The organism is Agrobacterium sp. DE0009 (genome assembly GCF_007680755.1).
GTDB lineage: Bacteria > Pseudomonadota > Alphaproteobacteria > Rhizobiales > Rhizobiaceae > Agrobacterium > Agrobacterium tumefaciens_B.
In genome coordinates, this window is sequence record NZ_VEIU01000004.1 from 394,382 (window position 1) to 406,800 (window position 12,419).

8 protein-coding genes are annotated in these 12,419 nt (G+C 56.5%); all 8 read left to right on the forward strand.

Translation table 11 applies throughout. From position 1 onward, the window contains the following. The first annotated feature begins 1 nt into the window (after position 1). The 8 genes from FS804_RS17305 (at position 2) to FS804_RS17340 (ending at position 12,407) form a co-directional block, all read left to right on the forward strand. Positions 2–418, forward strand: a complete 417-nt coding sequence (locus tag FS804_RS17305) for a hypothetical protein (protein WP_144578058.1) — start codon at positions 2–4, stop codon at positions 416–418. Next, a complete protein-coding gene (locus tag FS804_RS25385) occupies positions 418–2,172 on the forward strand; it encodes an ATP-binding protein (RefSeq protein WP_144578059.1) in 1,755 nt (584 codons plus the stop codon). The genes FS804_RS17305 and FS804_RS25385 overlap by 1 nt, the downstream gene beginning before the upstream one ends. After that, positions 2,169–2,447: an AAA family ATPase gene (locus FS804_RS25390; protein WP_144578060.1), complete on the forward strand. Its 279-nt coding sequence runs from the start codon at positions 2,169–2,171 to the stop codon at positions 2,445–2,447. Before FS804_RS25385 ends, FS804_RS25390 begins: the two co-directional genes overlap by 4 nt. Next, the gene (locus FS804_RS17320) at positions 2,440–3,189 is read left to right on the forward strand and encodes an ATP-dependent Zn protease (protein ID WP_186376852.1); all 750 of its coding nucleotides are present in this window, start codon (positions 2,440–2,442) and stop codon (positions 3,187–3,189) included. Before FS804_RS25390 ends, FS804_RS17320 begins: the two co-directional genes overlap by 8 nt. Positions 3,190–3,694: 505 nt before the next feature. After that, positions 3,695–4,036, forward strand: a complete 342-nt coding sequence (locus FS804_RS24995) for a hypothetical protein (protein WP_186376853.1) — start codon at positions 3,695–3,697, stop codon at positions 4,034–4,036. A 458-nt stretch (positions 4,037–4,494) separates the two neighbouring features. After that, positions 4,495–7,575: a helicase-related protein gene (locus FS804_RS17330; RefSeq protein ID WP_186376855.1), complete on the forward strand. Its 3,081-nt coding sequence runs from the start codon at positions 4,495–4,497 to the stop codon at positions 7,573–7,575. Positions 7,576–7,590: 15 nt separating this feature from the next. After that, a complete protein-coding gene (locus tag FS804_RS17335) occupies positions 7,591–11,055 on the forward strand; it encodes a type ISP restriction/modification enzyme (protein ID WP_144578067.1) in 3,465 nt (1,154 codons plus the stop codon). 2 nt (positions 11,056–11,057) lie between these two features. Then, positions 11,058–12,407, forward strand: a complete 1,350-nt coding sequence (locus FS804_RS17340) for a hypothetical protein (protein ID WP_144578068.1) — start codon at positions 11,058–11,060, stop codon at positions 12,405–12,407. Positions 12,408–12,419: the final 12 nt, after the last annotated feature.

Here is a 12,419-nt window from a genome sequence, read left to right on the forward strand (position 1 = left end):
CATGAGTCGACACCCTTCCAACGTGATCCCTTTCCCCAACAACCCTGCGCCCAAGGTGCCTTCGACGCCGAAGCCATCCGGCCGGCTGAAGCGACTGGCGAAGTTGCAAGAGGCGAGCTGCGCGGCGACTTCCAGGTCACAAGCCATTCCTCAGGCCATGGCCATGTGCGCGGCAACGCCCGCGGCCTTGCCCGATCCGGCAATCGTCGCCCAGGTCGTGATCGGCTTTGCCAGGCGCAAGGGTATCGCCATGACCAGCGTCCCGAAAATCTTCCGTGAGCAACTCTTCACGCTGTGTGCGGCCGGTGATCCGACGGCGCTGATGTTACGCGATTGGCTCGAGGGCAATCGCAAGCTGCTGGCCGTCGATGGGATGCACACCCCTCACGGTATTCATGGAACCGAGGAAGACGTGTGATGGAAACCCTGACCGATCGCATCACGCGCTATCTGCTTGCCCGCATCCGTCGGCTGGCTATCCTCGATCTGTACGAGCGCGCCGCCGTCATCGGCTTGCTGGAGGCGGACTTCATCGTCGAAGGTGATGAGACGTCCGGCACGATCTGGCGGGTCCCGGAACAGTCCTTGCGCCTACTCGACGCTGAGCCGGTCAAGGCGCGTGCCGAACTCGAGCGGCGTCTCGGGAAAGCGCCCTACAAGACGACGACGATCGACATCGTGATGTCGGACCTTCCAGGAGAGCCGCCGCGTGACAAGGCTCGCTCTGTCGGGAAGGCCAAGAGCAAACAGGATACCTCTGCTGTCGGCACCCGCCTGAAATCGACCTCGGTCGTTGCAACGTCTATGCGGGAGAAGTCGCCATCGATATCCAGCACATTCCTGGCGCTGCTTCGCGAGCACATTGCTCCCTCAAACGTCGCCCATGTCGCGGTCGCCTTGTTGGTTGCCCGTGCTGTTGGTTCAAGTGTTCCCGACCTGTCGGCGCTATCATCTGTCCTTCGGAACCCGGGAGCGTTCGTGCTGATCAAAGCGCCGGTTGGCCGCTTCGAACGCCGCTTCGGTCTTATGCTCGAAGATGGCTTGATCCTGCCCTACTGGACGAAACTCGAAGATGTCCATCGCAGCAGCCCGCTCTCGGACGGATATGGTGATCGCCGCCGCGGAAAGACCCGTAAGACGATCAAGACACTCGCCGGCAGCGATGTGCCGAAGGCCGTCGAACGGTCGCTGAGTCGGTTCCTCGTGGATGTTCTGCTGGAGCGGTCAGCGCCCGTGGTTCTTGCCGATGAGACAAAGACCGCGCTTCCGCCCTTTGTGTCCATGACGGCCGATCTCGTGCTCGAGTGCCGTGGCCTCGATCATGAACTGATCGCGGAACTCCTGCAGACGTGTTGCGGAATCGCGCCGAAGCAGTCGCTGCGACAGATGGAGAAGATGGCGCTTGATCTGGAGGGTCTCTCGATCGACGCGCTGGCGTTGGCAATTCGTTCCGGGCGTGGTCTCGAACACATCTTGTCGATTCTCGAAGTCCTCGGCGAACGGGCGCGCTCCTCCGACAAGTCGGGCGATGACGATGACGACGGCCGCGGCTCCGGGCGTGGCAGTGACCGGTCGGGGAGGCCGAAGGTCAAGAGCCGGTTTTTGATCAAGGACGGTGATGACCCACCAAAATCCGTGGATGGGATCGATGTCGTTCAACCGGAGAAGCCCGCGGAGGCATCCGGGAAGGAGGGTGGCGGCGGCGTATCCGTTGATCCGGAACACAGCCGGCTGCGTCAGCTGCGGGTCGAGACGCTCTCTGGCTATGGCGACGCGCGCGACTGGGCGCTCGACCTCAAGACAGACCTTCAGCTCTGGCGCGACGGAGGGCTGGCCTGGCATGAAATGAGCACCAAGCTGATGCTGTCCGGGCCGCCCGGCACCGGCAAGACGACCTATGCCCGGGCGCTCTGCAATACGTTGCAGGTTCCGCTGCTTGTGACATCGGTGGCGTCTTGGCTTGAACCCGGCTATCTCGGTGATGTCCTGAAACGCATGTCCAGGGCCTTTGAGCTGGCGCGGGAAAATGCGCCCGTCATCCTGTTCGTCGATGAGATCGACAATATCGGCAGCCGCTTTGGCGGAAGACGCGAGCAGCATGATGACTACTGGCGCTCGCTGATCAACCGGCTGCTCGAGCTTCTTGACGGGACTTCAAAACCGACGGCGTGATCGTCGTTGCGGCGACGAACCTCCCCGAGAAGATCGATCCGGCCCTGCTGCGATCCGGGCGACTGGAAAAGCATGTCGCCATCCCCATGCCGGATATGGAGGCGCTCACCGGCATCCTCGCTCATCATCTCGGTGACGATCTGGCCGGTGTGTTGGCGTCTGCGCCGTCAGGCCTTCCCAAAACGATCGAAACAGCACGGCAGCAACAGCCTCATGTCGGCGGTGATGCAGATGTCATCGACCAATCCAATCGCGGAGTATCCCAAGATGCCTGAAGCCAGCCAGACGATTGCACCTGAGCAGCACCCCGATCTTCGACGGCTGGTCTTGCTGGCGACCGGTAGCACCGGAGCCGACATCGAACGACTTGTTCGTGACATCAGACGAAAAACCAGACGGGAACGGCGGCCGCTGACCTGGAGCGATCTCGAGCAGGCCCTGCTTGCCGGTCAGATGAAACTCTCCGACGATGTGCGCTGGCGTACTGCCATTCATGAAGCCGGTCATGCCATCGCGTTCTGTGACATGGGGATCGCCGAGGTCATGACTGTCAGCATCGGCATCGGTGGTATGGGGCAGGTCGTCAGTCGGCAGCATCACCATCTCCTTCAAACCCAGGACTGGCTGATGCGCAGTATTGCCTGCATGCTGGCGGGCCGAACGGCAGAGCTTCTGGCATTTGGCGATACCGCCGCCGGAGCGGGTGGCTACGACGACAGTGATCTCGCCAGGGCGACCGACCACGCGGTTGCCGCCGAGACCAGGCTCGGGTTCTCCGATCATCAGCCGCTGCTCTATCGGTCTGCGGCGGGAAGCATCAATGACCTCAGTCTTGACCGGCATCTGGCCGACCGGGTCAACAGTCGCCTGATGGAAGCCGAAGGGATGGCCCGCAGTCTGCTGGAGAACAGGCGGGACGCGCTGGTCACCATCGCCACGCAGTTGAAGGATGTCGGGGTCATGACGGGCGAGGAGATCACGCGCGTGCTCATCGCGTCCCCTGGTCCACCGGCCTGACGAAACCCGACGGAGAGCTCTGAAACCGCGATTCCTGACGGCGCCACTGCGATTCACCGTTCCCGAATGCCGATTCCGAAGTCGCGGAAGTCGATTCCGATTTGCGGAAATGCGATTCTGGCGCCGGTAGCGGCGTCGTTTAGACGAGGTCGGGTGACCTGCCGTCGTGATGCGTTCTCCTGACTTGACGACAAAGAGCTTTACGTCGGATCAAATCGACTGCACGTCAACTCCCGTCAGATCAAAGCACTACGCGTTGGTCTACGTTCCGGACAACTCGAAACACATCATCTCAATTTACCCTTCCGCGATTCCTATTCCAATTTTGTCGTTGCCAAAGTCGCGATCGGCGATTCCGGCAGACCGTGTGCACAGGCCGGAGGCCGTCTGGCTGGCGATTGGAGACGATCCCGCCCTCCCTGCCGAAATGCCAACACAGGCAGTCGCGCTTGTTCCTTGCATGGCCGACACCGAGGCTAAGGCTCCAAACCAAGGAGACAATGCAATGGCCAGGAAATCGAAGAAGCAGCGCAACGCGGAGCAGGCAGTTCGTCAGCAGAGTGTCAGAGACGAGGCCAAGGCCCGACGCCGGCCGTCGCGGGATGATCTGGCGAGGGTGTTATTGTGGCAGATGATAACAGCTGCCCAAGGGCGGAAAGATGCGCGGCTCGCTCTGGACAAGCTGTCCGAAGCCATCGTCATTGACCTGGAGCGCCAAGGCTTCGATGTCCGGGAGAGCGAGATTGTCTTCGAAGACCTTGCCGATCGGTACTCTGATGGCCTGTTTCCGTTCCGGCCCAAATGGCATCTCAAGCCTCGACCTATCGTCTCCCAACCGGGATGTTGATGGCGCGAGTGCGGGGATGTCAGCTCACACTTCCTCTGAAGGCTTGCAGCATCATTCCGCAAACGACGTTCCATTATTCCCAACGTCTTCACCCCATTACTCCTGATCACGCCGTTTGCATGGGAATCGAAATATCGGTGATCTCGAAAAAATTTGTCTGACGAAAAATCTGAGGTAGGGCTTACAAACTCTTGAGTTGTGTTGGCCAGCATTCTAAAAATTTGGGTAGGTGATTTGAAGTTCGCGTTAAAGCCTAACTCGAGCATGGTTTTCGAGCATCAAAGATGATTTGATCAAGAGGCCGGTTGAGGTGTCAATACGGTTATGTACTTCATCATTTTAAGATTTTCATTGCTTGCAGTTTCGTGGCAATCACGGACCGGGGCGTCAAATAACCTCGAAGGTCTTTTCCTATGCCTAAACGATCCAGTCACAAAGTCGGAAGCGAGCTTTTCATCGTGGACAACAGCGAAGACGATTGGAAGGTCGTCCGCTACCTGAAGGACTGGTGCGCACTATCCAAGGGATTTGACATCGCTACCGGTTACTTTGAGATTGGCTCCCTTCTCGCGCTCGAAGACGAGTGGATGAAGGTCGAAAAGATACGCATACTTATGGGCGATGAGGTCTCGCGCCGGACAAAGAAGGCATTCGAGAAAGGTCTCGCCGATATCGGCAAAAAGCTGGATGAAAGCCTTGACCGAGAGAAGAGCAAGAATCACTTCCTAAAAGGGGTGAATGCCATTTCGGACGCGATACGGACAAAGCAGATCGAGTGTCGTGTTTACCGCAAAGACAAGTTTCATGCGAAAGCTTACATCACGCATGCCCGTTTGGAGGTAATTGGCTCGTCGGCTCTGGTAGGTTCTTCAAATTTCACGCATCCAGGATTGACTCAGAATATTGAGCTTAATGTTCAGGTGACAGGTTCTCCGGTCGCTGTGCTCCAGGAGTGGTTCGAAGAACACTGGGATGAAGCGGAGGATGTGACGCCAGAGCTACTTCAAGTGGTCGAGAAGCACACCCGCGATTACAAACCCTTTGAAGTTTACGCTCGATCTCTCCAGCAATACTTTCTGGGCCACGAGGAAACAGCCGGCGAGTGGGAGAAGCGGAATTCGCGCATCTTTCCGATCTTGGCCAAATACCAACGAGACGGTTATGGCGGCCTGCTAAAGAGGGCGGAGAAGTATGGAGGCGCATTTCTTTGCGATGGCGTCGGTCTGGGCAAGACATTCGTCGGCTTGATGCTGATCGAGCGCTTCGTGGTCCATGAAGGCAAGAATGTAGCTCTTTTCGTTCCGAAAGCGGCGAAGGACGCTGTCTGGGAACGCGAACTGAAGAAGCGCCTTCCTCACCTTTTCAAAGGTTTTGCCAATCTTCGAATTTACAGCCACACGGACCTGATGCGTGGCGCTATGCGGGAAGAACTCGATCAGATCGCGAAGCAGGCGGACGTCATTATCGTCGATGAGGCGCACCATTTCCGGAACACAGGAATTCGCGGAGAGGATGCCGAGGAGCGAAAATCCCGTTATTGGCGTCTGCACGACATTGCCGAAGGGAAGCAGGTTTTCCTGTTGACTGCGACGCCGATCAATAACCGTTTGACCGACTTCCAGCACATGGTCGAGCTCTTTTCTCGACACCGCGCCGATTATTTCGCCGGTGGAACCCTTGGGATTCACTCGCTGCCTGGCTACATCCGCCAACTTGAAAAACAGATCGAGGCCGAAATCTATGGCAAGAGCGGCGATGAGCCCCTGGAGCTGAATACCGCTGATGTTTCCAAACGACTCTACGCCGACCCTCTCATGGACGCATTGGTCGTCCAGCGTAGCCGAAGCTATGTAAGGGAAAGCATGAAGCGGGAGGGCGATGGTGATGTGATGTTCCCGGAACCACGCGAACCCACTGTGGCCGACTACTCAGTGCGGCAAACCTATGGGAAGCTGCTGGAGATGGTCGCAACCGCGTTCAACAAGCGCGAACCACTCTTCGTGCTCGGAATTTACAACCCATATGCCTACTACAAAGGTGACACCGAGAATGTCGCAACGGCCCTGGAACGCGGACGCCTGAAGCAGGTAGTCGCTCTTATCAGGACCAGTTTCTTGAAGCGGTTTGAAAGCTCTGCTGAGGCATTCAAGCAGTCTTGCTGGCGGCTCCTGCAAAAGCTCCTTGCTTGGCTGGAGGTTCATTGCGAGACGGATCACGAGAAGTCGCAGTTGGAGCGTTGGAAGCGCAAACATTCGAAGCTGCTCGGTTACAAGCCTGACCGGGACCTGTTTGATACCGAGGCCGATGAAGACCTCGTGCCGGCTGAACTGATCGAGGATGTCGAAAAGGACAAACTGGATCGACGGGAGTTCAAAGTTGAGGAGATTATCGCTGACAGCATCGCTGACCTGGAGCAAATTGCCGACTTCCTGAACGAGCTGGAGAAGTTCAAACCGAGCCAGGATTTGAAGCTGAAAAAGCTAGTACAACTTCTTACCAAGGACGCCGTGCTTTCAAAGCACAAGGTGCTTATTTTCAGTGAGTTCGGCGATACCGCGAGATATCTTGCCGCCCAGCTCAAGGAGAGCGGGATTGATGGCGTTGAGCAGATTGATAGTGGCACCAAGGGCGACAGAACAAAGATCATTCAGCGCTTTGCTCCCTACTACAATGACAGCAGCAGCAAGGAGCAGGGCGACCGCGAGATCAGGGTGCTGATTTCGACTGATGTACTCTCAGAAGGCCTGAACCTGCAGGATGCAACCCGGCTAATCAACTATGACCTCCATTGGAATCCTGTCAGATTGATGCAGCGTATCGGCCGCGTCGATCGCCGCATGAACCCCGAAATTGAGGCCCGGATATTGAAGGACCATCCGGAGCAGAAGGACCTTCGCGGCACTGTCGCCTATTGGAATTTCTTACCGCCCGAAGACCTGGACGAGCTGCTGCGCCTTTATGGCAAGGTCGCACATAAGACCCTGCGTATTTCGAAAACGCTCGGCATCGAGGGCAGAAAACTGCTTCGCGAAGACGATGACTATGAGGACCTACGAAACTTTAACGAACAGTATGAGGGCCAGCAAAGTCCTGACGAAAACCTTCATCTTGAATGGCAGGATTTGCTCAAGGAGCACCCAGGTCTTGAGGAGATGCTGAACGCCTTTCCCAATGCAGTCTTCAGCGGAAAGCGGAACCTCAAGCCCGGTACCCGCGCCGTCTTTTTCTGCTACGCACGCCCGGCGCATGACAAAACCGCCAGCGAGCAAACCGGCGAAGATATTTGGAGCACCGAAGCAGGTGACGTGCAGTGGTATCTCTACGATGTCGCGAGCGGAAAGGTCCTAGAAGAGGCACCATTGATGGCGGACGCCATCCGCTCCGATCCTTCTACACCGCGCCACCTTGAGATCGAACGCCTGCAACTCTCGGATATTCGAGTAGCGGTAGAGAAGCACATCACCAAGACTTTCTTACGAAAGGTTCAAGCGCCTGTCGGTGTGGGACCCGTTCTGAAGGCTTGGATGGAATTGAATTGATTTGAAGGGGAAACGATGGCTGGGATATCTGCGGCTGAGCTTGCGAAAATAAACAGCTTTCCGAAGCTGGTCGATCTGCTTCGGGACCATCTCGAATGGCCCATCGAGGAGGACTACGGCTTTGAAGACGTGGTGTACGAATACGAGGCCAATGAGCTTGGGCTGAAGCCCGATGAGGTCGCGAAGATACGGGAGATTCATCAGTTGCGGCCGCTGGCCACCAGCCAGCCGTGGGGTATCTTCTTCATCTCGTTCGAGGACAAGGCTCTCTCTGTTACGGTTCTGCGCCGCATCCTGAAAAACCTGATCTTGAAGAAGCGGTTGGGGGCCCAGGCGTCAAACCGGCAGGCCTGGCAGAAGAACGACCTCATCTTCGCCGCCAACTTCGGGAACTCAGGTTCGCGTGAACTCGCCTTCGTCCATTTCTCCGATGGCGTGCAGTCACGCGATTTGCCGGTCATGAAAGTACTTGGGTGGAATGCCAAGGACACCCAGCTTCATAATGATTATGTCGGCCGCACCCTTGCTGAAAAGCTTCGGTGGCCAGATGACACGAAGGACCTCAAAAAGTGGCGCGAAGATTGGTCCTCTGCGTTCGAGCTTCGTCTCAACGAGGCGATCCGAACCTCCAAGGACCTCGCTCTAAGGCTGGCGGGTTTGGCAACCGAGATAAGAGCGCGCGCAAACGAGCTGCTCCGTGCGGAAACAGACCGCGGCCCGATGCGCACCATGCTCGAAGCCTTCCGAAAAAATCTCATCCATGATCTGGATGAGGACGGCTTTGCGGACATGTTCGCCCAGACCATCGCCTACGGCATGCTCGCCGCACGTATCTCACGTCCGGCGGGGATCGTCGCCGACAATCTCGCCGACATGGTGCCGAAGACGAACCCTTTCCTGAAGGAACTCTTCGCGAACTTTCTGGCGATCGGCGGCCATGACAAGCGCCAAAGCCTGGACTTCGACGAACTTGGTGTCCGGGATGTGGTGGACATGTTGAACGCGGCCAACATGGAGGCGGTTCTCCGCGACTTTGGCGACCGCAACCCCAAGGAAGACCCGGTCATTCACTTCTACGAGATGTTCCTGAAGGAATATGACCCGCAAAAGCGGATGCAGCGCGGCGTGTTTTACACCCCACGTCCTGTGGTGAATTTCATTGTTCGCGGCGTCGATGAAATCCTTCGCACAGAATTCGGATTGCCGCTGGGGCTGGCCGACACCAGCACGTGGGCGGAGGTTGCGGCGAAAAATAATCATATCGCCGTCCCAAACCATGTGCAGCCTGACACACCCTTTGTGCAAATCCTTGATCCCGCCACGGGCACCGGCACTTTTCTGGTGGAGGTCATCGATCTGATCCACAAGAGAATGGTGGAGCACTGGCAAGAACAGGGCAAGTCGGCAGCTGAGATCAAGGCCGCCTGGAACGGCTATGTACCCACGCATCTGTTGCCGCGGCTGACGGCGTTCGAGCTGATGATGGCACCCTATACCATCGCCCATATGAAGGTGGGGCTGAAGCTGTCTGAGACGGGCTATACATTCGGTTCGGAAGAGCGGGCACGCATCTTCCTGACCAATGCGCTGGAACCGGCGCGTAAAGTGGCTCATGAGTTCAGCTTTATGTCAGAAATTCTGGCTCATGAGGCTCAAGCGGCTAACCTTGCGAAGTCTTCAATTCCCTATACGGCGATTGTCGGAAATCCACCTTACTCAAATTTTGGCCAGTTGAATAAGTCAGATTTCATCGCAAGTCTTCTATCTGAATACAAGAAAGAGCTGAATGAGCAGAAGCTGAATCTTGACGATGATTACATTAAGTTCATTCGATATTGCCAGTATAAAATAACTGAAGCAGGGCAAGGGTGCCTTGGTCTAATCACCAATAACTCGTACGTTGACGGCGTTACGCATCGTCGCATGCGCGCCTCATTGATGAGCGTCTTTCAAAGCTTATCATCGATAAATCTTCACGGTAGCGTTCGCCGCGCTGGTGAGATTTCAGATCAATCTGATGAGAATGTTTTTGATATTCAGCAGGGCGTATCATTATTTCTCGGTAGCTCCATTGGTTCAATGCCGCAAGTGTCGATGGTGCACTCTGGCGATCTTATTGGGTCTCGCGAAAGTAAGTTTGAGAGGCTGCTGTCTACAAACGCAAAACAGCTTGCACCGGTGGCGCTGGATGCCGCTGCTCCACTGTTCCTTTTCTGTCGCCGTGATTTAAGTAATCAGAAAGAATACTCAAGATTTTTTGGAATTGAAAGAATTTTCAATTCTAAGGCGACAGGAATCAAGACTCACCTAGACTCCGTTTTCGTTGGCTTTGACTCAAGCGCGGTAATGAGGTCCATAGAGGATTTCGCAGCGAGCTCTCATACTAGCGATCCTTCGGAGCGTGCCTCACTTGCGAAGAAGATACAGCTGGTTGGTGGGGCTCTCACCCGTGGTGACTATCACGTCACCAAATATTGCTATCGGCCGTTTGATGACCGTCAAGTCTTTTACTCAAAGACGGCAATTCCGGCTGGTGATCATAGATATCCTGTGATGCAGCATTTTGAGATACCTAATGTTGGCCTTGCAACTGTAAGGCAGACTAGCCAAGGGGTGTTTGAGCATGCGCTGGCTTTTGAAGGCAATGCGGATATGTGCATCCTCTCAACTGCAACAAAAGAATGTGCCTATTGCTTTCCTTTATGGCTAAAGCCTTCGCTTGGTGAGAATTTCGCTCGTCCAAACATAGATCGCACCTGGTCTTTGGGCTTCGGTAAGGTCCTCGGCCTGACCTACGAAGAAGGCATCTCCCGGGGCGTACACGAAAGCTTCGGCCCCGACTTCAAGCGTCAAAAAACCGAACAGCTTGGCCTGCTCGACCCCTCCTGGGACGGCCGAGGCGATCTGCAAAAGACCTTCGGGCCCCGCGACCTATTCGACTACATCTATGCCGTGCTGCACAGCCCCGGCTATCGCAGCCGCTACGCCGAGTTCCTGAAGTCGGACTTCCCGCGCATCCCAGCGCCCGCGACCCGCACCACCTTTGCGGCGCTGGCGGCACTGGGCCGCGAACTCGTCGGCCTGCACCTGCTGCGCCCCGAGGATTCACCAGTCCTGAAATCCCCCGACATACGCTTTGCCGGCAGTGGCGAGGCTCGGGTGGAAAAGGGCTACCCCGAGTACAAGAACGGCAAGGTGATGATCAACGCCAGTCGCTGGTTCGAAGATGTGCCCAAGGCGACATGGGAGTTTCAAGTCGGCGGCTACCAGGTCTGCGAGAAATGGTTGAAGGACCGCGCCGGCAAGGGCGGCAAGAACCCTGGTCCCGGCCGTGTGCTGACTGATGAAGACATCCTTCGTTATCGCCGCATCGTCGTAGCCCTTACAGAAACCCGCCGCCTGATGGCCGAAATCGACGTGGAGATCGATAAACACGGCGGTTGGCCGGATGCCTTCGTGATGGGAGCAGGAGCAAACTGAACATGGATGCGTTCCAGTTCGAGATTGCCAGGGTGATTGCAGCGAAGGCGAAGCGGCAGCAGCGGGTCACCTATCAGCAGGTCGGCGAGGCGGTCGGATGGAGACATCCGACCGGACGCGGTCTTGGGCCGCATCTCGAAGTTATCCTCCACCATCTCAAGGATCGGGGGCTTCCGCCGCTGACGACCATTGTAGTCAAGAAAGGACATCGCCATCCGGCAGAAGACGCGATGGCCTATATCCGGAGCGCGCTCGGTGACATCGATATCGAGACGGCGCAGCAGGACGTTTTCTCTTTTGATTGGAGCACCATTTTGGAGCTGGCCCCAACAAGGGATGACCTCCCAGAAGATCGTGGCGCTTGGCTGACGTCGTTCTGGGGGTTCGATCCAGCAGGTTGGGGGTGTATTGGATTCGCGGACGAGTGGCGGCGCAATGCATATTTGCGAAACTCTCAGCCTGGCGGATTGGTCGCCATTTATGTCACCAAAAACAAGGGCTCCTTGAACATGCGGGGCAAGGTGGTCGGAGTGCTCGAAATCTCGCACGAGACCGGACATGCAAAGGATTTCATTTCTGGTGAGCACTGGGCGGCCAAAGAACGCAGCCCGGAGCGGAAGGGTAAGTGGCTATATGCGATAAAGGCGACACGCGCGTGGTGCATTGTGCCGGAAGATTGGAAGCCGGTAGAGGAGCTTTTCCCCGAGACCTATCGAAGTACCAACGCGGAATTGATCGGCGCGAACGGTGTGCCCCTCAACGAGCATGAAACGGCAGCTCTTTATGGTCTCGATGTCTACGAAGTTCCCGTCTACGGGCAAGCGGGACAGGTCGATCCTACGATCCAAACATTGGAATCGGCGCTGAAACCGAGCCGCGCGGTGAAGCCCGCGTCTAGCCCCTACTGGGTTGGCGAAACGGACGGTCCCAAGCATCTGTACATACTCAAGCTCTCTGGAAATATTTCCGTTTACCTCGGCCGGTCGGCGAAGGAGCTGGAAGAGAAGGCCATTATCAAAGTCGGCTTCTCGAAGAGTCCGCTTGCAAGGCGCGACCAAATTCAGAACGCCTATCCCAAAGGCACCTTCAACTGGGAAGTATTCAAACCGAGTCCGCAACCAGACACCCCGCCCTATGCAAACGCTGAGATTGCAATCGTGGGCGAAGATGCCATGAAAAAAAGGCTTGTCGACGAGAAAGCCGAAGTGCTTGGCGGCGAGTTTTTCCTCGCCGACGACTGGCTCATTCATAACGTTTGGACCGCTGGCAGGGTCGCTGCGGAAAAGGCTCAGGCCGCGGCGGAGAGTTCAATCACGCAAGAGCAACCTGGTCAGGTTGTCAGCTCAGCCTAATAGCAGTCGGGG